Below are 20,604 nucleotides of genomic sequence, written 5' to 3' on the forward strand. Positions count from 1 at the left end.
GCCAGTTTGGCCATGACACTGGCAGGTGCTTTTTTCTCGAAACGCGCTAGAACTTCCGCCCACATCGTTTAGGTACCCCCTGAATGAAATTTCAGGGGATTTTACAGAAGACCTTGAAAGGGCTGGCCATAAAGGCGGCATTGAGTTGGCCGTCGCGGTAGACGTCGTCCCAGTCACGTTCGCCCGCCAGTGCTACCCAGGCGATTTCGTGTTGCTCGCGCAACTGGCGCAAGTACTTGGCCGTCATCATGTGCCCGGCCGCGTCGTCGTCCAGGGCGATGACCCACGTGATGGATTTGCCCTTGTGGGCCTCGATCAGATCCCACGGGAAGTTATTGGCCGATATGGAAGCAATCACTTTGAACCCGGCCAGGTGCAGCGCAATGGCGTGGAAGATGCCTTCGACGACGTAAATGCGATCGCCCTTGTTGATCTTCATACCCGGCGGCACCCAGCCATTGCCCAGGTAGGTCATGCCCTTTTTGATACCCGCCTTTACTCCGTCGTTAGCCGTCACGGCTGTGGCGTCTATCAGGCGTTCCCAGTGGCCGTCGCACAGCGGGAAGCGCACGGTGTCAGCCCATTGGCCGTCCTTGAGTTTGCGCCGGCCTTGTTGGTACCAGTCTTTCAACTGGCTGATGTCGAAGCCGCGGTTGCGCTGCAGGTAGGCGTCGGCGGTGGCGTTGGGGTTGGCCTCGGTTTTGGGGAAGCGTTTGCTGAGGTTTTCGAACAGGTGGCGGTAGCGTTCGCGGGTTTTTTCCTCGTACTGGCAGTTGTTGAGACGGTTGCATTTGAGTCGATAGGGCTTGTCGATGGCGATGTAGACGGTGCGTTCGCCGCATTTGGGGTTGGGGCAGATGCCCTTTTGCATGTACTTGGTGTCGATGGTTTCGAAGTCGAGGTCGCGGTCTTGTTTCAGGGCCTCGACGACTTCTTTGAGGTAGATGTCTTCGAAGACGGTGGGGGCGAGTTTTGTGCGAAGGGCCATTAGCGCGCTCCGCTCTTTTTGACGATGTGGGGCAGAACGCGCTCGGCCTGTTCGGCGGCCTCGATGACGATGTGAACCATGTTGATCAGCACCGCAGATTTGGAGCCTGGCTTTTTGGGGCGTATCAGGTAGTGGCCTTGCTCGATCTCTTTTCTGATAGCCGTGTCGGATTGTCCTGAACGGCGTGCATATTCGCCGACTGTTACGTATGGCGTGTCGATGTTTATTTGCATTCTGTTAACCTCCCACTCGCAAATATAGGGGAAATAAAGTACCTATATAGGAACTAAATAATGGTTCCTAAATAGGCCCCTGTCAAGAGGGAGGTGTTTATGGATTTGTCGGTGAAGCTCAAGGCTATTCGACGGGTGGAGGGATTGACCCAGCTGGAGTTCTGCACGCTGATGGATATCAGCATCAACAGTTACAAAAAGTACGAAACGAATGTTTTTGAGATGGGGTACGGGGTGCTGTGCAAAGTGCTTTCGCACCCTCGGTTTACCAAATACACCCTTTGGCTGATGACTGGTCACACTGCTGTGGAGTGTGGGCAAGTCAGTGCGGTGTAGGTGTGGCGATCAAGAAGCTCGAGGACGGGCGCTATGAGGTGGATTGCCGACCGGATGGACGAGATGGGGCGCGTATCCGGAAGAAGTTTCGTACGAAAAACGAAGCCCAGGTTTTCGAAAAGCAGGTGATGGGCGACGGCGCGCGTGGGGTGTTTGAGAAGAAGAAAAAGCGTGATGAGCGTCGATTGTCGGCGTTGATCACGTTGTGGTTTGACGGCCATGGCCAGTCGCTCAAACGTGGTGAAGAGCGTAAGAGAGCATTGGAAAGTATGGTCGAACGGATGGGCGATCCGTGCGCTGCGGATTTGACCACCAGCCATTTCACTACCTACCGGGCGGAGCGTCTTGCCGGGAAGTTTTGTCGGGTGTCTATAGGCAGCGGGCGCAAGAAGGGGGAAGAGGCCAAACCGGTCTGCGCCAATACCGTGAACCATGAGCTGTCTTATCTGCGAGCGCTCTTCAACGAGTTGGAGCGTTTGGGGGAGTGGGAGGGGGAAAATCCAGTCGGTAAGGTACGTGCCCTGAAATTTGATGAGACAGAAATGGCGTATCTAGAGGCAGAGGAGATTCTACCTCTGCTAGCCGACTTGGACAGGCGGGATGTTGCTACTGGTGTTGTTGCAAGGATTTGTCTCGCCACTGGCGCCCGGTGGTCTGAGGCCGAAGGGCTGACCAGTCGCCAGGTGCGGGGAGGGCGTATTCACTTTGCGCGCACTAAGTCATCGAAGAATCGAACGGTGCCTATATCTGAGGAGCTGCAAAAGCAGATCAGGGCAGCCCTGCCGTTCGGAGATTGCTACAAAAAGTTTGAGGCCTCAGTCGACGCGGTGAAGTTAGCTTTGCCGGCGGGGCAGTTGACGCATGTACTGCGGCACACATTTGCTAGCCATTACATGATGAATGGAGGCGACATCCTGACATTGCAGCGGGTATTGGGGCATGCATCGTTGGCTATGACCATGAAGTATGCGCATTTCAGTCCAGGGCATTTGGCGGAGGTTATCCGCTTGAATCCCTTATCGAGAGTTGAACCTACTGAGGTTGAAAAATATGCTTGAAGGGATTCAGTGGACGACCGTGTGTGTATCACTTGCTTCGGGCCTAGCGGAGGCGAGCGGTCCGGTTGTGCTTTGGCATATGCAGGCGCGGAAAGAGCGTGCAAGTGTTAGAGCATCCCTTCTTGCGGAGGTTTCAGCGCTGCTTGAGATGGTAGAGAGGCGGCATTATCTGCAAAACCTAAGACTAATGGACAAACATCTGGCCGATCTCCCTCAAGCTCAGCTCGAGTCTTTGGACGAAAAGGAGTTCAGTTTCGCGCTTCCTAATGGCGAGAACTACAACCGGGTTTACCAAGCGAATTTGTCTCGTCTGGGGGCGTTGTCTTCCGCTGAGGCTGCACAGATAGTCCGTTTTTATCAGCTAGCGGATAGCGTCCGCGCGGATCTTACGAAAGGTGGGATTCTGGCAAATGGTTCGACGAACCATGAAGACTGGGGAGAGACTGCGGAAATTCTTGCAGTCGCAATTGGGGTGGGGGAAGAGCTTACGAGGCCATCAGCATCTGCATGGCAGCGTCTGAAAACCCGAAGAAAAAAATGAGTGTGGACGTTTTGTGGACGTTTCGACGAAAACGGCACATCAAATTTTCAAGCTTTTCCAAACCCCAGAAATCACAAAGCCCCGCATTGCGGGGCTTCGAGATATGGTGCCGGCACCAGGAGTCGAACCCGGGACCTACTGATTACAAGTCAGTTGCTCTACCAACTGAGCTATACCGGCGTGTTAGGGCGACGATTATAGCGATTGGAAAGGTTCTGTAAACCCCTGAATTCTGACTATTTTTGCAAAAACCTAGGTTTCTTGCGATTAGCGCGTTTTCCGCACGGTGTCGTGGCGTGGAAAGCCATCCCTTTGGCGTCAGGCCACGTAACGCGTGCACCTGCGTGATAAGGCGCCCCAACGAGGTTTTCCGATCGCAGAAATCATCAAAAAACACTCCCTAAAGTTCGCTTTATACGCTTAACACCAGATGCTTATGCACAATCGGTTAGTAACAGCGGTCACCAAACCGCTATTTTGTGCAGCTGTTCTCAACACGCTGCAACTGCCTGTTTTGTGTGCGTTTTATTTTGTGAACAAAAAATGACCAGCATGGCTTTTGGCGTCTAGCGCTGATAACTACAGGCTCTGTAAAGATTCCATCAACAGAGTTATCCACAGGGCGCGTGTATGAAATTTTGCCCCTTAATCGCGCTGGGCCAGCACCATCAGGTTGCGTGGGGTGAGGGCTGGTTCGCAGAAGCTGCCGACTTCGACGTTGTAGCCCTGTTCGGTCAGAAACAGAGCGCGGTCCAGCACCAGCCATATTTCCAGAGGGCGTCGAAACAAACCCCTTACCAACTCCAGGTTTCGCACTTCGGCCAGGCGCTGCCAGCCGTGGGCTTCGAGCGCCGGCCAGTCTTGTTCACCTGTGGATAAATTCTTGAGGTTTGCCAGCTCACGGCAGTAGTCGGCGAAGGATTTATCCAGCCAACTGGCGGGCAGGGAGGGTGTTGGCAGGTAGTCGTCGCAGCCGCGCAGTTGCCGCTGTAGTCGGTCAAAACCCAGGCGCCGCGCCATGGAGGTGTCCCGTTGCTGGCGCACGCGGTTGCCGGCGGTGACGGTTTCGCTCAGGGGCAATCCCAGGTCATCGACCGACAGGGCCAGCAGGGATGCGCGCCCAGCGGTGGACAGTGCCTGGTAGCGATCGGCATTGATGCGGTTGTAGCAGCAGGGCGCCAGGGCCATTTGTTTGCAGCCGGCGGCACTGGCCAGTTGCAGCAGGCGCACGTGCAGGTCGCCGCAAGCGTGGAGGGCGACAGGTGTGTGTTCGGGAGCGATCGCTACGTCGGCCATCACGTCTTGCAGGCAATGGGCCGCGGGCAAGCCGTGGTGATCACTTAAGGCTTGGCCGGACGCAATCAGCGCGGGGTCATATTCCAGGCACGTCAAGCGTTGGCCGGGTTGCAGCAGGCGACGGCCGAGGTGGCCTTTGCCTGCGCACCAGTCCAGCCAGTGGGCAGGCGTTTGGGCAAAAGTCAGCGCGGCGCCGAAGGCTTCGATCTGTTGCCATTTGCGCCCGGGCACGTCGACATTCAGGCGATGGCGAGCGGGCTCAAGTGTGTGCGTGGGTAACTTATCCACAGCGCCGAGGCGCAGCGCGTGAGCGGCCAGCTGTGGAAACGGTGCTGGCGCGGGCAGGTTGTGGGGATGGTTGTGACTGGCTTCCGCGTCGGCCAACGAACGCCGACGTAGCCACTGAGATAACTCGGGATGCTCGGTTTCCCAAGGCAACTGCAACTGGGTAAAGGGCCGTGGTCGCCACAGCCCTTGGTGCTCGATCAGGAATGCATCCAGTGCCTGGAAGCGTGCCTCAACGTCCTTGGCACGCATCGACGCGCAGCCATTTTTCCAGCAGTTTGAAGCCGCGCACCAGCACGTAGGCCATCAGCAGGTAGAACAGCCCGGCGGCGAAGAAAATCTCTACCGGCAGGTAAGTGCGGGCGATGATGGTGCGCGCCATGCCGGTCAGTTCCAGCAGGGTCACGGTGCTGGCCAGGGCGCTGGCCTTGAGCATCAGGATCACTTCGTTGCTGTAGGCCGGCAGGCCGATGCGCGAGGCGCGGGGCAGGATGATGTAGAACAGCGTCTTGGGCTTGGACATGCCCAGGGCGCGCGCCGCTTCGATCTCGCCCGGCGGAATGGCCTGGATCGCGCCGCGCAGGATCTCGGCAATGTAGGCTGCGGTGTGCAGGGTCATGGTGGCGGTGGCGCACCAGAACGGGTCGCGCAGGTAGGGCCACATGAAGCTGTTGCGCACGGCATCGAACTGCGCCAGGCCGTAATACACCAGGAACAACTGCACCAGCAGCGGCGTGCCACGAAAGAAGAAAATGTAGCCGTAGGGCAGGGCGCTCACGTACCAGCGGCGCGAAGAGCGGGCGATGCCCAGAGGGATCGCCAGCAGCAGGCCGGCGATCACGGCGATTGCCACCAGCTCCAGGGTCAAGGTTGCGCCCTGGGCCAACTTCGGCAGCCACTTGATGATCACGGCCCAGTTCAAGCCCAGGTCAAAGTGCGATAGCCAGCTGTAGTCGCCGCTCATTGGGTGCTCCTTGCAAAGCCGCGGGCGGCGCGTTTTTCCAGGAGGTGCATGCTGGTCATCGCCAGTACGGTCAGGCCCAGGTACATGAACGCCGCGACCATGAAGAAGGTGAAGGGTTGCTTGGTCACGGTCACGCCGATCTGCGCGTGGCGCATGATTTCTTCCAGGCCGATCACCGACACCAGCGCGGTGTCTTTCATCAGGATCATGAACAGGTTACCCAGGCCCGGCAGGGCGATACGCCACATTTGCGGCATGATCAGTCGGGTGAAAATCCGAAACTTCGACAGCCCCAACGCCACACCGGCTTCGCGGTGACCCTTGGGAATGGCGAGGATCGCGCCGCGGAACACTTCCGTTGCGTAGGCGCCGAAGCACAGGCCCAGGGCGATGACGCCGGCGGCGAAGGCACTCAGCGACAGGTCGGGGTTGCCGAAGAACTCACCAAGCGCACGCATCAGGTTGACGGTGCCGAAGTAAATCAGCAGCACCCACAGTAATTCGGGAATACCGCGAACGATGGTCGAATACGCACCGCCCAGCCATTGCAGCGGCTTGTACGGCGAAGTCTTGGCCAAGGCGCCGGCAAGGCCGAGCACCAGCCCCAGGCACAGGGCCGTGAGCGCCAGTTTGACGGTCATCAGCGCGCCGGCGGCGAGGGCCGGGCCGAATCCGTAGAGATCGAAATTCATGGTGTTTTCATATCGCGGCAGGCATTGCTAAAAGCCGACGCGCTCACAAGAGCGCGTCGGGCAGGCCGTTCAGATCATTCGATGCTGAACGGGAAGTACTTGTCGTTGATCTTTTTGTAGGTGCCGTCTGCCTTGATCTCTGCCAGGGCTTTGTTCAGGCGCTCGCGCAGTGGGTCGCCCTTGCGTACGGCGATACCGATCTTGTCGCTTTCTACCACCGGGTCGCCTTTGAATTCATAGGCCGAACCGTCTTTGCTCTTGAGCCATTCGTACTGCACGTACTTGTCAGCCAGGATGCCGTCGAGGCGACCGGAGGTCAGGTCGAGGTAGGCGTTTTCCTGCGTGTCGTAGAGCTTGGCTTCGGTGTCCGGCAGCTTGTCTTCCAGGTAGGTACCGGCCAGCGTTGCGCGCTGTGCACCGATCACCTTGCCCTTGAGGTAAGCGGCGTCGGTCTTGAAGTCGGCCGTGGCTTTGGGCGCAATGAACTGTAATTTGTTGGAGTAGTACGGGTCGGTGAAGTCCACCGCCTGCTTGCGCTCGTCGGTGATCGACAGCGAAGACACCAGGAAGTCGAACTTCTTGGCGTTCAGGGCCGGGATGATGCCGTCCCAGTCGGACACATACACTTCACACTTCTCGACTTTCATCTTGGCGCACAGGGCGTCGCCGATGTCCTTGTCAAAGCCCACCACGTTGCCGCTGGCGTCTTTATTGTTGAAGGGCGGGTAGGCCGCTTCGATGCCCATTTTCAAGGTTTCTGCCATGGCCGTGGCGCTGAACGCCATCGAGACGGCCGCGGCCAGAAGGAATTTCTTATAGGTCTGCATGCATGTTGCTCCGTTAGCGGTTGCTGGACATGAATTGTTTGCAGCGCGCCGAAAGCGGGTTTTCAAATACCTGCTGTGGCGATCCTTGCTCTTCGACCAGACCCTGGTGCAAAAACACCACTTCGCTGGATACCTGGCGGGCGAAGCCCATTTCGTGGGTGACCAGCAGCATGGTGCGGCCTTCTTCGGCCAGTGCGCGGATCACATTAAGTACTTCCTGAACCATTTCCGGGTCAAGCGCCGACGTCGGCTCATCGAACAGGATGACTTTAGGCTGCATCGCCAAGGTACGCGCAATCGCCGCGCGTTGTTGCTGGCCGCCGGAGAGTTGCGCAGGGTAAGCATGGCGCTTGTCGGCAATACCGACCTTGGCCAGCAGGGCCTCGGCCACTTCTATGGCTTCGGCCTTGCTCTGGCCGAGCACGCGACGAGGGGCCTCGATGATGTTGTCGAGGATGCTCATGTGCGGCCACAGGTTAAAGTTTTGAAACACAAACCCGATTTCGCTGCGCAGGCGGTTGATCTGCTTGCCGTCGGCGGCCATCAGTTCGCCGTTTTTGGCGGCCTTGAGCTTGAGTTCTTCGCCGGCTACCAGGATCTGACCCTGGTGCGGGTTTTCCAGCAGGTTGATGCAGCGCAGGAAGGTGGACTTGCCGGAACCGGAGGAACCCAGGATCGAGATCACATCGCCGTCGCGAGCGGTCAGCGAGATACCCTTGAGTACCTCAAGCTCACCATAGCGTTTGTGCAAGTTGCGGATTTCAAGCGCGGGCGTGGCCTGAGCCATGTGCGGTCCTCATTGTGTTCGTTGCGATCTTCGCTGTTGGGCCGCCTTCCTGGCGAGGCGCCAAGCTAGCATAGCGTTTGGATGACAGCCAACAGCGCTGCGGACGGTTAACCGATGGTCTGCGGCAGGGTGTCGCATCGGCGCAGTAGCGTGTCGCGCCATCAACAACCTACAGACGTTTGAACCGGAAAGATCCACAGGCTTCGCGTAAAAAAGGGCGCGATGGTGCCAGCTTTGGCCGGGTGTTGGAAGGGTTAACCGGGCAAACGGTCCGTATCAGCCCGTTTATGGGGCGTCACGTACTTTTTGTGTGTGTTTTTGGTGTGTCGGATTGGCTTGAAGGTGAGTCGCACGGTAACGCTATAGCGGAATGCCATGATTCTCAACGACTTGCGAGTGCTGATGAATTGTCCTACAGCCCGCGTCAACTGCGGCTCTGTTACATTTTGGCGCAAATCTTGCGTAAAAAATAAAGAACGCCCTGTTGGATTCTTTTCACGAGAAAGGCTGCAGGCCGGGCGAACCGTTTTCGCAATTCCTCGCAAAGGTGTGTCAATGAGTAGTACGCAAAGCTCCAATGACCTCGAACAGGGGCTCAAACCGCGGCACGTCACCATGCTGTCGATTGCCGGCGTCATCGGCGCCGGTTTGTTTGTCGGCTCCGGCCATGCGATCGCTGCCGCCGGCCCCGCCGTGCTGCTGGCCTACGCGGCGGCCGGTACGTTGGTGGTGCTGGTGATGCGGATGCTGGCCGAGATGGCTGTTGCGTCACCCGATACCGGTTCGTTCTCTACCTATGCCGATCGCGCAATCGGTCACTGGGCCGGGTTTACCATTGGTTGGTTGTACTGGTGGTTCTGGGTGCTGGTGATTCCGTTGGAGGCCAACGCGGCGGCGACCATCCTGCACGCCTGGTTCCCCGACGTGGCGATTTGGGTGTTTACCCTGGTCATTACGTTGTTGCTGACTGCAACTAACCTGTTCAGCGTGAAGAACTACGGTGAGTTCGAGTTCTGGTTTGCATTGATCAAGGTCGTGGCGATCGTCGGTTTTGTGATCCTCGGTCTGGCCGCAATCTTCGGCTTCTTGCCCACCAGCCAGGTCAGCGGTGTTTCCCATCTGTTCGATACCCAAGGTTTCATGCCCAACGGCATGGGTGCGGTATTGGCGGCGATCCTGACCACCATGTTCTCGTTCATGGGCACCGAGATTGTCACCATTGCTGCCGCCGAATCGAAGAACCCGGGCCAGCAAATCACCAAGGCCACCAATTCGGTGATCTGGCGGATTGGTTTGTTCTACCTGCTGTCGATCTTCATCGTGGTGTCCCTGGTGCCTTGGAACGATCCGACCCTGGCTGCCGTAGGTTCCTACCAGACAGTACTTGAGCGTATGGGCATCCCGAATGCCAAGCTGATCGTCGACCTGGTGGTGCTGGTGGCTGTTACCAGTTGCCTCAACTCGGCGCTCTACACCGCCTCGCGTATGTTGTTCTCCCTCGGCCGTCGCGGTGATGCACCGGCGGTGGCCAAGCGCACTAACAAAAGTGGTACGCCTTATTGGGCGGTCTTGCTGTCCACCGGTGCGGCGTTCCTGGCGGTATTTGCCAACTACGTGGCTCCGGCGGCCGTGTTCGAATTCCTGCTGGCCAGCTCCGGCGCCATTGCGTTGCTGGTGTACCTGGTGATTGCCGTGTCGCAACTGCGCATGCGCCAGAAGCGTGCGGCGGCGGGCGAGAAGATCGTGTTCAAGATGTGGTTGTTTCCTGGCCTGACGTACGCCGTGATGGTGTTTATCGTCGGTACGTTGACCATCATGCTGTTCCAGGAAGCGCACCGGGTCGAGATCATCGCGACGGGGGTGTTGAGCTTGCTGGTGGTGTTGGCGGGGTTGGTGGTGGCGAGCCGGCGCAAGGCCCAGAAGGTAGGTGCAGCAGTGCTCAACTGACGGAATGTGATGAAAATGTGGGAGGGGGCTTGCTCCCGATGGCGGTGTGTCAGTCACTTGGATGTCGACTGAGACTCTGCCATCGGGAGCAAGCCCCCTCTCACATTTTGATGCGCGTCAGTCTGTTGAGGCTGTCAACGCCTGGGATGCTGCCACGTAGTCTGCCTGGAACTGCGGCGACTCAATCCACGCCAACGCAGCGGCTTCGTCATCGCTGTCCGTCGCCCACTGCCGATACTCAATCAACGCCGCCAGGATAAAGTCGGTCGCTTCCTCTTCGCCTTCCTGTTCCAGCACCAGCGCCAGCAGCGGGTGCGCCAGGAACACCGCGCACAGTGCCTGCTGGCTGGTCTCGCCTGCGGTGCGCATCTCGACGAACAGGTCGGTCAAGTCCACCGACTCAAGATCAATGCGGCTGTCGTCGCCGGCAAATGCATCCGGCTTGGTCGCGACGGCACGTTGGGTGCGGTTTTGCTTGGCCTTGGTCTTGGCCCGCTGGGCGCGTTTTTGCTGCTTGTTCGGCGAAGCCATGGGATCGACATCCTTGGGTTCTGAATCGGGGGTGGGGTATTGAAGCGCAGGTTGGGGCAAATCCCAAGGAAATCCGGGCGGGTTTGTTCGTTCATCGCGCTCGACCGCCAGCCCATAGATCAATAGGCTACGCCTTTGTCATCTGCCAGAGCGTCTTCATGACTCGCGATGCCCTTGAGCATAACCAGATCCCCTTCTATTTTGTCGCCATCCTGCTGGCCGCTGCCTGTGGTGTGTTTGCGCCGGCACTGGCTCATGGTTTGAGTGTATTGATCACGCCTGCCATTGCGGTATTGATGTACGCGATGTTCCTGCAAATTCCTTTCCTCGATCTGCGCCAGGGTTTGGGCAATATCCGCTTTGTCTCAGCGTTGTTGCTGGCCAACTTTATTCTGGTGCCATTGCTGGTATGGGCGCTGACCCGAGGCCTGGTGGGGCATCCCGCGCTGTTGGTGGGGGCCTTGCTGGTGTTGTTGACGCCCTGTATTGATTACGTGGTGGTGTTCACCCACATCGGCAAGGGCGACTCGCGGTCGATGCTGGCGGCCACGCCGTTGTTGTTGCTGCTGCAGCTGGCACTGCTGCCGGTGTACCTGGCTTTTATGCTGGGCGAGCACTCGGGCGTGGTGGTAGAGATCGGCCCGTTTATCGAGGCATTTCTGTGGTTGATCGTGGTGCCGATGCTGCTGGCCGTGCTGACGGCCTACCTGGCGCGGCGATCATCGCTCGTCGGTAAATGGAGCAACGCGTGGGCCTGGTTGCCGGTGCCGGCGATGGCCCTGGTGCTGTTCGTGGTGATTGGGTCGCAGATCACATCGGTGGTGCGCGACATCGACCTGTTGCTGCCGGTGCTTGCGGTCTACCTGGGTTTCGTACTGCTGGCGCCGTTGATGGGGATCCTGGCTTCGCGACTATTGGCGTTGCCTGCGCCAACTGCGCGGGCAGTGACATTCAGTGCGTCAACGCGCAACTCGCTGGTGGTACTGCCGTTGGCGCTGGCCTTGCCGGAGGACATGCGCGGGTTGGCCGCCGCGGCGGTGATCCTGCAAACCCTGGTCGAGTTGGTGGCCGAGTTGGTCTACGTTCGCCTGATCCCGGCAGTGGTGTGGCCTGCAAGTCGGTAAAAGCGTGAATGTTCAGGTTCGTTCAGGCGCTATTCAGGGCTGTGGTCGGCACCATACGCCAGCGCCTCCCACCTGACAGGTCACCCGATGGATCATCGCAACCGTTTTCGCCTGGAGTCTCTGGGCCTCTTTCTGATCGCCCTGTTGTTGTTCACGTTGGGCATCTGGGACCAGCAACCCCAGGGCTTTGATGGGCGCTGGGCATTGTTCATGCAGGAAATGTTTCGCCACGGCGCAAGCTTTTTCCCCACCACCTACGGTCAGCCTTACGCGGACTACCCAGGCACTGCGACCTTCTTCAGTTTTGTGTTCGCCCGCTGGTTTGATGCGCCCAACCATCTGGCGAATGTGCTGCCCACCGCGCTTGCATCCGCCGGTGTGATTGCGCTCATGTACCGCTTGCTGGCGCCCTTCAGTCGCCCATGGGCGCTGCTGACTGTGCTGCTGACGCTGCTCACCACCCAGTTGCTCGAAAAATCGCGCTCGGTGTGCCTGGACCAGATGATCGCGCTGCTGTGTGTCGGCAGTTTCTATCTGCTGCACAGCGGGGAGCGCCTGGGGTCACGACTGAGGCAACTGGCGGTGTTCCCGTTGTTCGTCCTGGCCTTCGCCATTCGTGGCCCGCTAGGATTGATCGAGGTCTGTGGAGTGGTGTGCGTGTATTGGGCGCTGGGCAGGCCGGGCGAGCGCGTCCGGCAAGTTTTGATCCATGGTGTTATCGGCCTGGTGCTGCTCGCGGTGTGCTGGTGGCTGCTGATGAAGCTCGCGCGGTTCAGCGGTGGTGATGCCTTTGCTGATGAAGTGTTCAAGATGCAGGTCGGCGGGCGCCTGGATGAGTCTGGTGAGCCGTTCTATTTCTACTTTCAGCTGAGTTTGTACCGCTACTTCCCGGTGGTGCCGCTGGCGTTGGCCACTCTGGTCGCGCTGCGCCATCGCTGGCCGGAGCGCTGGGCCGATGAGCAACTGCAACTGCTGGTGCGCCTCGGGGCTTGTGGCTTGATGATTCTGCTCGGCTTGTCTGTGCCGCACTTCAAGCGCGCTTATTACATCTTGCCGATGGTGCCGATGTTTGCGGCTGTCGCGGCCTACGGGCTGCTCCAGGCGCAAGGCTGGCTATTGGGCGTGCGCCGCTGTTACGAAGGGCTTGTCGCGGCGCTGCCGGCGTTGTGCGTGGTTGCGTTGTTTGTATGTCGGCACATCTGGCACAAGCAGGGTTATTGGCCGGATATTTCCCTGCCGTTGATGATGGGTGTGTTGGGGGTGCTGCAACTTGCGGCGTTGATTGCCTGGCGCCGGCCGTTGCGTTTGGTGTGGCTCAGCGTGATCGCACTGGCGGCGCAATGGTTGTTGCTGGTAGCGGTGATAGAGCCGGCCAAGGACCTGCAATTCGACACTCGACGGTTTGTCAGCCAGGTGGAGGCGCTGCGGGAATCACAGCCAGGCCCTCTGGTATTTGTCGACCTGGCCCGAGACACCTGGGCGGTGCGCTACATGATGAACCTGGATCACGATGAGCAACCACTGTTTGTCGGCCGCCACCAGCTTGAGAAGCTGAGCGCGCTGCCGCGGCCATGCTGGGTGATTGTGCCGCGCAAGGAGACTGCGCTGTTGAAAGGCTCGCCGGTGGAGCAATTGGCGCCAAGCTTTGCGGGGCGGTTGAATGACAATCCGTTGATGGTGTTTTTGCTCAGGTGAAGAGGCCCTCGCACAGAGGGCCTATTGAGCTACTGACTATTTGCAGCGATACCCCTCAGGCATCGTCACCGTGTAATTGCGCTGCACGCGGTCCTGGAAGTTCAGGTTCTGCAGGCCCTGCTGTACCAGGAAGGCTTCGACCTTGGCCGCCTGGCAGTCTTCGTTATAGGACGATACTCGAAGCACGTACACCGCGCGCTTGCTCGCTTCATCCCGCGCGGTCGCGCGGAAGGTGGTGAGGGTGGTGTAGCCGGTGCGTTCCGAGGTGCCCACCGGGCCATAGGAGGTGTTCGGGACGCTGGTGCAGGTCAGTTGGTCGGTCTTCTTTTTGTTCTTCTTGCACTGCGTGGTAGTGCTGGTTGCCACCTGACCATAGTCGGTAGCGGTATAGCGGTAGGTGACCTGCTTGCTTTCGACATCAAGGGTGATGGTCATCTTGATCGGTGCGTGGTTCTTGGGCAGCGTGGTGTCGGTAAAGACATTGCGAAAGCCCTGGTCCTTCATGGCGCTGACCATGTCGCGCAGGTAGTAGCGGGCATTGAGTGCGTTTTCGTCGCTGCCACCGACGGACGTCACCAGAACGGTTGCCTGGCGGTCAAATTGATAGTCCGGATCAGGTGTTGCGTAAATCGCTACGTCCATTTGCGTGGCGCATCCACTGAGCAGGGCAGTCAGCAGTAATAGCGAGCAGAGCAAGAGGCGTTTCATGAAAGGAACCTTACAGCTGTGAATTGAGTAAAGGGTGAACGATTGAAGCCAGTGAAAAACAAGCCTCAATCGCTCTGGGGCTTAGCTTAGCCTGCGCAGGATGGGGTCAGGCAAAATACGAAGGGCGCACGCACCTCGACTTCACCATCCTCAAGAACTGACGCAGGCGGAGCGGGCATTGGCGATGCGGCTGGAAGAGAAGCCTGTACGGCAGCCACAAAAAGCTCGGAGCCCGAGTGACTGATCACGCGCTGACGCAACAGGTTGCCGTGGGCATCAATGACGAATTCAATATTGACCTGGCCCTCCAGCCCCTGCGCCTGAGCGTTTGCCGGATAGAATTTGAACAGTTGTATATGGGTGATCAACTGTTGTTCCCATAACTGCTGTTCTGCCTGTTGCTCAGGGGAAGGGGTTCCTGCACAGGCGCCAAGCAGCAGGGCAAGTGCGATCCAGCAGTACTTCATAAATATATTTCCTTGAGCTTTTCTGCGTCCATTGTTGGGGCGATGAGCTGTGGGCTTGGTTTTGGCGCCTGTGAGCTTGTTGTATGCGACCTGACTTTTCTTTTTGCTTTGTAGGAGTTTTCCTATTGTTTTCGCCAGGGAAACGTTCGATTTTCAGAGACGGGCGGACATTGCCAAACGCATTCGCGAATTTTGGTCCAGTTTGGGGGCTGTCCGAAGGTGTCTATCCGCTCTCGAGTCTCTGATCGCTGCCAGGTTTCAGCTCATCGATGGCGCTCAGAACGTTGGCGTTGTGAATGACAATAATAACAGGAGAGACAATATGGGTGTCTTTGACTACAAAGGCTTCACCGGTGACGCTTCCAAGGGGTTGTATGCGGATGCGATTGCTGCGGCTCAATATATCAATTCGCCCACCGCAAGAGCCTCGGAAACGGGCGGTTGGGCCCCGATCAGCGCTGGGCAACTGGATTATGGAGGGCCAGTAGATGCACAGGGTATTTTTACCGGGGACGGGTTTTTTGCTCGCACAGCGGATGCAGTTCTGCTTGGAAAGTACGATAACGGCAAGCTGGTCTCTCTTGGTGTTTCGTTTCGGGGGACTGGAGTGGGTGGCACGGTCGAAGATATGGTGGGCGATAACCTCAGCAATCTGGCGACGGCCTTCATCAGCGACTATGCCAACAACTACGCAAAGTATGGATTTAATGATTTGTTCGGCAAAATTGCGCTCTATGCCCAGTCTCATGGTTTGAGCGGCAAAGACGTATTGGTCACCGGGCATAGCCAGGGAGGTACCGGGGTCAATAGCCTGGCAGCGTTAAGCGCTGACAATTGGGGTGGGTTTTACAAGGACGCCAGTTACGTGGCGTTCGCTTCACCGACTCAAAGTCCCGGAAAACAGGTACTCAACATTGGTTATGAAAATGACCCGGTGTTCAGGGTGCTGGACGGAAGCTCCTTTGGCGTGAGTACGTCTCTGGGTGTCCATGACAAGGCGCAGGTATTGGCTACCAACAATATTGTTAATTTCAACGATCATTACCTTTCGGCATCCGGAAATGATCTTGGTGTCGTTGGCTCAATGCTGGCGCCAGTGGGCTTGGTTGCATCCTGGGTCAACGCGATTATTCCGAATCCGCTGACTGGCGCGATATCCAACTATCTGGCGCCACAGAGTATTTTAAATCCTGGCTCTTGGAAGGCCCACTCCCTTGACGGCTATGCCGATGGACTTAATCGCGTTGCTGGCTCGGAGTTCTACAGCTTTACCCATCGAGACTCAACGCTGATCGTGTCCAATCTGTCTAACGATATGCGGAGTAAGACCTGGGTCGAAGACCTCAACCGTAACGCTGAAAAGCATACGGGCAGCGCCTTTATCATTGGCACTGACAGCAATGACCTGCTCAAGGGTGGAAGTGGCAATGATTACCTGGAAGGGCGCGCCGGCGATGATACTTTCAGAGAAAGTGGCGGCTACAACATATTGCTGGGAGGAAGTGGAAACAATACGTATCAACTGCAGAGCACTCTGGGCTACTTCAGCTTTGCCAACGACGGTGACGGTACTCTCTACATTCGTGATCAATACGGTGGCATCAGCATGACGCGTGATATCGGCGCGATCGTCAGTGATATATGGACGAGCAAGTGGTGGGGTCTGGCGCACGACAGGAGTGACCTGACTCACAAGGTTACTGACTATGGTCTGGAAAGTAGCCGCGGTCTGACCCAGTATGCTTCGTCCGCCAAAGGCGATGCGGGTGACAATGAGCTTAAAGCCAACGCATTCGGCGACTGGTTATTTGGCCAGAGCGGAAACGATCATTTGATCGGCGGCAAGGGTAATGATGTGTTTGTCGGCGGCGTCGGCAACGACCTGATTACTTCGGGCGGTGGCAGCGATACCTTTCTGTTTTATGGCGCTTTTGGCAATGACCGAATCGAGGGCTATTCGGCGAGCAGCAAACTTGTATTCCAAGGGATAGCCGGGGTAGGACAGGACTACACTTATCAAGCCCATGCCACGGCTGTGGGCAGCGATACGCTACTGCTCTTTGGCAGTGACTCGGTAACGCTGGTGGGGGTAGGTTTGAGCGATATAAATGGCGCGGGTATCGTGATTGCCTGATCCAAGGCATTCCTGCTCAACCTCAGGTCGAAAGTGGGCCGGGGGCATTAAATCGCAGGCAATAAAAAACCCCAAGGACACATTGTTCCTTGGGGTTTTTCGGTATTTTGGTGCCCAGAGACGGAATCGAACCGCCGACACGGGGATTTTCAATCCCCTGCTCTACCGACTGAGCTATCTGGGCAACGGGGCGCATTAAACTGGTTTTTCAGGGGGTCGTCAAGCAAGTTTTCAAAAAATATTTAATTATTACCGTCGCTTACGTGCCGACCCCGGTTTTTGATCAATTATTGAGCAGGTGGGACGTAGCCTTCGGCCTGGGCGTATTCCTCGCCGGAAAAGAACTTGTCCATTTCGCCGGCCAGGTATTTACGGTCTTCGGCATTCATCATGTTCAAACGCTTTTCGTTGATCAGCAGGGTCTGGTGTTTCAACCAGTCGCCCCAGGCTTTGGCGGAGACGTGGTCGTAGATGTCCTGGCCCTTGGCACCTGGGTACGGAGGGCGTTCCAGGGCTGGCAGTTCTTCTTTGTACTTGCGGCACATAACGGTGCGGGTCATGACGAAACTCCTGCGTTCAATACGTCGGCCGCGCGCTTGAGCAATGTTTTTACCGGGGCGGCAAGGCCCAGGCGCGGCGGGGTGGCGAGGTTATACCAGAGCCAGTCGGCCTCGGCCACGTGATGGGCGGATTCCTCAACCTGGACCAGCCAGGGTTCGATGGCCAGCTGGAAGTGGCTGAAGGTGTGGATCAGCCCCGGCAGTTCCTGATGCTTGCCCAGCGCGAGTGCATGCTGGTTGGCCAGGTGGTCAAGGTCGCCCAGGTCATCCAGCTCCGGCAAGCTCCACAAGCCGCCCCACAAGCCCGTTGAGGGGCGACGGTAAAGCAGGATCGCGCCCTCGGCGTTCGCCAGCATGGGCATCAGCGTGCGCTTTTGCGGGATGGTCTTGCGCGGCTTGGGGATCGGGTAGCGCGTCTCCAGGCCGAGCATGTGGGCTTCGCAGCCTTTTTCCAGCGGGCACAGCAAGCAACTGGGTTTGCTGCGGGTGCAGAGCGTGGCTCCCATGTCCATCATTGCCTGGGTGTAGGCGTTGACGCGGGTATGGGGTGTAAAGCGCTCTGCGGTGGCCCACAGCTGCTTGGCCACCCGAGGCTCGCCAGGGTAACCCTCTTGCGCGGTAAAGCGCGCCAGCACGCGTTTGACGTTGCCGTCGAGGATCGGCGCGCGCAGGCCCATACTCAGGCTGGCAATCGCGCCAGCGGTGGACAGGCCGATGCCCGGCAGCTCGGTGAGCTTTTCGACGTCGCGGGGGAATTCGCCGCCGTATTCGGCCACCACTATCTTCGCGGTCTTTTGCAGGTTACGCGCCCGGGTGTAGTAGCCCAGGCCCGTCCACAGGTGCAGCACTTCGTCTTCCGGCGCGGCGGCCAGGGCTTCGACCGTGGGCAGAGACGCCATGAAACGGTCGAAATAATTGAGCACGGTGCTCACTTGGGTCTGTTGCAGCATGATCTCCGACACCCAGACCCGATACGGCGTGATGCCCTGTTGCCAGGGCAGGTCGTGGCGGCCGTGGCGGTCGTACCAGTCCAGCACCGCCTGTGAAAACTGCTCGTTTTTCATCGGTTGAACAGGCCTTTCAATGCGTCTTTGAGCTTGGGATTAACCTTGTCGAGCTTCTCTTCCAGCTTCTCGTTCAGGCGATTGCCGGCCGCCTTGAGGGCGACCTGGCCCAGGCCGTCCTTGTCCAGACGGCAGGCCTTGGCGCCCAGCTCCAGCGGGCCACGGCAGCGCAATGGCACTTCAATGCCCTGGAAATTGGCGCCGACCTGGCAAGCCGGGTCCGGCACCTCGCGCTTGTCGCCTTCAACGATGATGCCGACGCGGTAATCCATGCCCAGTACGCGCAAGTCGACATCGCCATTGCCATTGACCGTCAACCCAGGGATGCGCACTTTCAGGTCGGGGTTGCTGGCCACGCCGTTACGGAACGTCAGGTTGCCGCGCAGTTCCTGGAAGGGGGTGTCCTTGCCCGGTGGCACAGTGCTCAGGGTCTTGCGGTTGAGCAGGGCGATCCCGGTGCAAACCTGCTGCTCGATGTTGGCGTTGAGCAACACACCGTTATTGATCACAAAGCTGGCGGTGCCGTTGAGGCTGTCGATCAATGCCTTCTGGCTGTTGCCGCGCCCGGTCAGGTTGCTGTCCAGCGTGACCTGGCCTTTGACGGGCGGGTTTTTCCCCTGGGCCTGCAGGATTTTCTCAACCGGTACTTGCTTGATATGGGTTTGCACGGCCAGAAGCGGGAGATCCTGGCGCACATCGAGCGTGCCGTTGGCCTGGAAGGTGCCGTTATAGAGACCGCCGCTCAGGGTGTCGAGCTTGAGCTGGCCGTCTATGCCGGAGGCTTTGAGTACCGCGTTCTGGATCGGCAACTGGCTCAGGGTCAATTGGCCAAACGCAAGGTCGGCGTCGATGTCCAGGCTGCGCAAGCGGGTCAGCGGCAGTAGCTTGTCGGTACTCCAGGCGCCTTTGGTCGGGGCGTCCGGCAGCGGCGTGTTGCCGCCGGCCGCCATCGCACCGGCCTCGCTGCTCTGAACTTCGGCCTGGCGAGCGGCGGTTGCGCCTTTGGCCGCTTCGGATTTGGCCGGCAAGTAGTTGTCGGCATTGAAGGTATCGGCCTTGAGCTGTACCCGCAGGGACTGCTTGGCGAAATCCTCAACAGCGACACGGCCGCTGAAGGTGCTTTCGTCGAGTTTCAGGTTCAGGTTTTCCAGGGCCACGCTGGTGGGCGTGCCCTTGAGGCGGCTCACCAGTTCGACCTTGCTCAGGCTGCCCGGTGCCATGGCTGGCAGCGGGTGGCCGATGCTTTCAAGGAACTTGGCCAAGTCGAACTGGGCCACAGACAGCGCGCCACTGACCTGCGGGGTCTTGTCCAGGTCGTTGACCTTCAGTTCGCCCAGGGCCCGCAACTGGTTGGCCGACAGCTTCAGGTTGGTCCATTCGGCGACGTTGGCCGCCAGATCCACCAGCAATTGGCCCTGGGTAGAGAAGCTCACGGTCTTGCCTTGCAGCGGCTCGCCGGTGGCTTCACCACTAAAGCGCATGTCTTCGAACTGGTAGCGCTTGAGGGCCCGCTGGATGCGCAAGTTGCCGTTCAGCTCGGTCTTGACGCGCATCAGTGGCTGGTTGCTGCCCAGGAATGCGGTGAGTTTGAGCGGAATGCTGGCGCCTTCGTGGATGGCACCGGCACTCAACTGAATACTTTCGGCACTCAATTGCTTGCCGGTTTGTTCATCGGTGTATTCAACACGAGCGTTGTTGATGGTCAGGCTGTCGATGTCCAGGCGGATCGGCTGTGGCGGTTTTTCCGGCTTGGTTTCGGCCACTGGTTCGACCGGCGCGGGAGCGGGAGTGTCCGTGGTTTCGTCAGGCAGGTTCTTGCCGATGTCTTCCCAGTTGCCGTGGCCTTGCTTGTCGCGGTTCAGGCGCAGGTTCAGGCCCTCGACACGCACATCGCTCATCTGCACTTCGCGGCGCAGCAGTGGCAGTACGCGTACCGACAGGCCGAGCATCTGCAAATCGGCGAAAGGTTGAGTCGGTGCGTTCAGGGTCGCGACGCTGGCCTCGTGCAGTTCCAGGCCCAGCCAGGGGAACAGGCTCCAGCCGATATCGCCATTGAGCGTCAGCTCGATGTGGGCCTTGTCGCGGGCTATCTGGCGAATTTCTTCTTTGTAGTCGTTGGGATCGAAGAGGTGGGTCAGGGCAAAGCCGAGCGCCACAATGATCAGCAACAGCCCCAGAAGTACCAGACCCAGGATTTTGCCGAACGCTTTCATGGGCGAGTCCTTGTATGTCGATTTCAAAATTTAGCCGAAGAGTATAACGCCCGACGGCCTGCGTCAGTTCGTGGATCGTTACATTGTATCCACGAGGGGTGAAATGAGATTTTGACGTCAGAAAAGTACAGATAATCCTAAAAAGGTGGTGGCA

20 protein-coding genes and 2 tRNA genes are annotated in these 20,604 nt (G+C 58.3%); 7 read left to right on the plus strand and 15 right to left on the minus strand.

The features are described from left to right. Positions 1-91: 91 nt before the first annotated feature. Positions 92-988, minus strand: coding sequence for a toprim domain-containing protein (locus JFT63_RS18870; protein WP_198844510.1), 897 nt, complete (start codon positions 986-988; stop codon positions 92-94). After that, positions 988-1,221, minus strand: a complete 234-nt coding sequence (locus JFT63_RS18875; protein ID WP_198844511.1) for a hypothetical protein — start codon at positions 1,219-1,221, stop codon at positions 988-990. Before JFT63_RS18875 ends, JFT63_RS18870 begins: the two co-directional genes overlap by 1 nt. A gap of 99 nt (positions 1,222-1,320) precedes the next feature. Between JFT63_RS18875 and JFT63_RS18880 the strand changes: the two genes are divergently transcribed. From JFT63_RS18880 to JFT63_RS18890, 3 genes are read left to right on the plus strand one after another with little or no spacing between them, the layout of a single operon-like run. Beyond that, complete coding sequence (locus JFT63_RS18880; RefSeq protein WP_198844512.1) at positions 1,321-1,557, plus strand: helix-turn-helix domain-containing protein; 237 nt, start codon at positions 1,321-1,323, stop codon at positions 1,555-1,557. A 2-nt stretch (positions 1,558-1,559) separates the two neighbouring features. Continuing rightward, a complete protein-coding gene (locus JFT63_RS29970) occupies positions 1,560-2,615 on the plus strand; it encodes a phage integrase (protein WP_198844513.1) in 1,056 nt (351 codons plus the stop codon). Continuing rightward, entirely contained in the window at positions 2,608-3,156 is a 549-nt protein-coding gene (locus JFT63_RS18890) for a hypothetical protein (protein WP_198844514.1), read from the plus strand. The genes JFT63_RS29970 and JFT63_RS18890 overlap by 8 nt, the downstream gene beginning before the upstream one ends. A 104-nt stretch (positions 3,157-3,260) precedes the next feature. On the opposite strand, the gene JFT63_RS18895 is transcribed toward JFT63_RS18890, so the two are convergent. The 6 genes from JFT63_RS18895 to JFT63_RS18920 form a co-directional block, all read right to left on the minus strand. Beyond that, positions 3,261-3,336 (minus strand) — tRNA-Thr (locus tag JFT63_RS18895). Between the two features lie 465 nt (positions 3,337-3,801). Next, positions 3,802-4,989 carry a methyltransferase gene (locus tag JFT63_RS18900; protein ID WP_198844515.1) on the minus strand — a complete coding sequence of 396 codons (1,188 nt, stop codon included), beginning with the start codon at positions 4,987-4,989 and terminating at the stop codon, positions 3,802-3,804. Next, positions 4,970-5,659 carry an ABC transporter permease gene (locus tag JFT63_RS18905; RefSeq protein WP_032803763.1) on the minus strand — a complete coding sequence of 230 codons (690 nt, stop codon included), beginning with the start codon at positions 5,657-5,659 and terminating at the stop codon, positions 4,970-4,972. The genes JFT63_RS18900 and JFT63_RS18905 overlap by 20 nt, the downstream gene beginning before the upstream one ends. 38 nt (positions 5,660-5,697) lie before the next feature. After that, entirely contained in the window at positions 5,698-6,393 is a 696-nt protein-coding gene (locus tag JFT63_RS18910) for an ABC transporter permease (protein ID WP_198844516.1), read from the minus strand. A 74-nt stretch (positions 6,394-6,467) separates the two neighbouring features. After that, a complete protein-coding gene (locus tag JFT63_RS18915) occupies positions 6,468-7,220 on the minus strand; it encodes an ABC transporter substrate-binding protein (RefSeq protein WP_005783892.1) in 753 nt (250 codons plus the stop codon). Positions 7,221-7,233: 13 nt separating this feature from the next. Then, the gene (locus JFT63_RS18920; protein ID WP_003187760.1) at positions 7,234-8,007 is read right to left on the minus strand and encodes an ABC transporter ATP-binding protein; all 774 of its coding nucleotides are present in this window, start codon (positions 8,005-8,007) and stop codon (positions 7,234-7,236) included. Between the two features lie 555 nt (positions 8,008-8,562). Here JFT63_RS18920 and gabP point away from each other — a divergent pair. Continuing rightward, on the plus strand, positions 8,563-9,954 hold the full coding sequence (gene gabP, locus JFT63_RS18925; RefSeq protein ID WP_198844517.1) for a GABA permease: 1,392 nt from the start codon (positions 8,563-8,565) through the stop codon (positions 9,952-9,954). Positions 9,955-10,071: 117 nt separating this feature from the next. Here the strand turns inward: gabP and JFT63_RS18930 are convergent, their stop codons facing one another. After that, the gene (locus JFT63_RS18930) at positions 10,072-10,485 is read right to left on the minus strand and encodes a hypothetical protein (RefSeq protein ID WP_198844518.1); all 414 of its coding nucleotides are present in this window, start codon (positions 10,483-10,485) and stop codon (positions 10,072-10,074) included. Positions 10,486-10,643: 158 nt separating this feature from the next. Here JFT63_RS18930 and JFT63_RS18935 point away from each other — a divergent pair, with 158 nt between their 5' ends. Together JFT63_RS18935 and JFT63_RS18940 are read left to right on the plus strand one after the other, a co-directional pair. Then, positions 10,644-11,609, plus strand: a complete 966-nt coding sequence (locus JFT63_RS18935; RefSeq protein WP_186561435.1) for an arsenic resistance protein — start codon at positions 10,644-10,646, stop codon at positions 11,607-11,609. An 87-nt stretch (positions 11,610-11,696) separates the two neighbouring features. Then, complete coding sequence (locus JFT63_RS18940) at positions 11,697-13,304, plus strand: hypothetical protein (RefSeq protein WP_186561437.1); 1,608 nt, start codon at positions 11,697-11,699, stop codon at positions 13,302-13,304. A 36-nt stretch (positions 13,305-13,340) separates the two neighbouring features. On the opposite strand, the gene JFT63_RS18945 is transcribed toward JFT63_RS18940, so the two are convergent. Together JFT63_RS18945 and JFT63_RS18950 are read right to left on the minus strand one after the other, a co-directional pair. After that, entirely contained in the window at positions 13,341-14,012 is a 672-nt protein-coding gene (locus JFT63_RS18945) for a hypothetical protein (protein WP_198844519.1), read from the minus strand. An 86-nt stretch (positions 14,013-14,098) separates the two neighbouring features. Then, the gene (locus tag JFT63_RS18950; protein ID WP_198844520.1) at positions 14,099-14,479 is read right to left on the minus strand and encodes an energy transducer TonB; all 381 of its coding nucleotides are present in this window, start codon (positions 14,477-14,479) and stop codon (positions 14,099-14,101) included. A 322-nt stretch (positions 14,480-14,801) separates the two neighbouring features. On the opposite strand from JFT63_RS18950, the gene JFT63_RS18955 reads away from it, so the two are divergent. Continuing rightward, complete coding sequence (locus JFT63_RS18955; protein WP_198844521.1) at positions 14,802-16,613, plus strand: polyurethanase; 1,812 nt, start codon at positions 14,802-14,804, stop codon at positions 16,611-16,613. A gap of 108 nt (positions 16,614-16,721) precedes the next feature. Here JFT63_RS18955 and JFT63_RS18960 read toward each other — a convergent pair. From JFT63_RS18960 to JFT63_RS18975, 4 genes are all read right to left on the minus strand, one after another. Beyond that, positions 16,722-16,797, minus strand: a tRNA-Phe gene (locus tag JFT63_RS18960). Between the two features lie 103 nt (positions 16,798-16,900). After that, positions 16,901-17,173: an oxidative damage protection protein gene (locus tag JFT63_RS18965; protein WP_017529562.1), complete on the minus strand. Its 273-nt coding sequence runs from the start codon at positions 17,171-17,173 to the stop codon at positions 16,901-16,903. Beyond that, positions 17,170-18,237, minus strand: a complete 1,068-nt coding sequence (gene mutY / locus JFT63_RS18970; protein WP_198844522.1) for an A/G-specific adenine glycosylase — start codon at positions 18,235-18,237, stop codon at positions 17,170-17,172. Before mutY ends, JFT63_RS18965 begins: the two co-directional genes overlap by 4 nt. Beyond that, complete coding sequence (locus JFT63_RS18975; RefSeq protein ID WP_198707561.1) at positions 18,234-20,450, minus strand: AsmA family protein; 2,217 nt, start codon at positions 20,448-20,450, stop codon at positions 18,234-18,236. The genes mutY and JFT63_RS18975 overlap by 4 nt, the downstream gene beginning before the upstream one ends. Between the last annotated feature and the right edge of the window lie 154 nt (positions 20,451-20,604).

The organism is Pseudomonas sp. MF7453 (assembly GCF_016405455.1).
Classification (GTDB): domain Bacteria; phylum Pseudomonadota; class Gammaproteobacteria; order Pseudomonadales; family Pseudomonadaceae; genus Aquipseudomonas; species Aquipseudomonas paralactis.

Coding starts and splice junctions, on each gene's coding strand:
- JFT63_RS18870 (WP_198844510.1), bottom strand. CDS start 988: ATGGCCCTTCGCACAAAACTCGCCCCCACCGTCTTCGAAGACATCTAC.
- JFT63_RS18875 (WP_198844511.1), bottom strand. CDS start 1,221: ATGCAAATAAACATCGACACGCCATACGTAACAGTCGGCGAATATGCA.
- JFT63_RS18880 (WP_198844512.1), top strand. CDS start 1,321: ATGGATTTGTCGGTGAAGCTCAAGGCTATTCGACGGGTGGAGGGATTG.
- JFT63_RS18890 (WP_198844514.1), top strand. CDS start 2,608: ATGCTTGAAGGGATTCAGTGGACGACCGTGTGTGTATCACTTGCTTCG.
- JFT63_RS18900 (WP_198844515.1), bottom strand. CDS start 4,989: ATGCGTGCCAAGGACGTTGAGGCACGCTTCCAGGCACTGGATGCATTC.
- JFT63_RS18910 (WP_198844516.1), bottom strand. CDS start 6,393: ATGAATTTCGATCTCTACGGATTCGGCCCGGCCCTCGCCGCCGGCGCG.
- JFT63_RS18915 (WP_005783892.1), bottom strand. CDS start 7,220: ATGCAGACCTATAAGAAATTCCTTCTGGCCGCGGCCGTCTCGATGGCG.
- JFT63_RS18920 (WP_003187760.1), bottom strand. CDS start 8,007: ATGGCTCAGGCCACGCCCGCGCTTGAAATCCGCAACTTGCACAAACGC.
- gabP (WP_198844517.1), top strand. CDS start 8,563: ATGAGTAGTACGCAAAGCTCCAATGACCTCGAACAGGGGCTCAAACCG.
- JFT63_RS18930 (WP_198844518.1), bottom strand. CDS start 10,485: ATGGCTTCGCCGAACAAGCAGCAAAAACGCGCCCAGCGGGCCAAGACC.
- JFT63_RS18935 (WP_186561435.1), top strand. CDS start 10,644: ATGACTCGCGATGCCCTTGAGCATAACCAGATCCCCTTCTATTTTGTC.
- JFT63_RS18940 (WP_186561437.1), top strand. CDS start 11,697: ATGGATCATCGCAACCGTTTTCGCCTGGAGTCTCTGGGCCTCTTTCTG.
- JFT63_RS18945 (WP_198844519.1), bottom strand. CDS start 14,012: ATGAAACGCCTCTTGCTCTGCTCGCTATTACTGCTGACTGCCCTGCTC.
- JFT63_RS18950 (WP_198844520.1), bottom strand. CDS start 14,479: ATGAAGTACTGCTGGATCGCACTTGCCCTGCTGCTTGGCGCCTGTGCA.
- JFT63_RS18955 (WP_198844521.1), top strand. CDS start 14,802: ATGGGTGTCTTTGACTACAAAGGCTTCACCGGTGACGCTTCCAAGGGG.
- JFT63_RS18965 (WP_017529562.1), bottom strand. CDS start 17,173: ATGACCCGCACCGTTATGTGCCGCAAGTACAAAGAAGAACTGCCAGCC.
- mutY (WP_198844522.1), bottom strand. CDS start 18,237: ATGAAAAACGAGCAGTTTTCACAGGCGGTGCTGGACTGGTACGACCGC.
- JFT63_RS18975 (WP_198707561.1), bottom strand. CDS start 20,450: ATGAAAGCGTTCGGCAAAATCCTGGGTCTGGTACTTCTGGGGCTGTTG.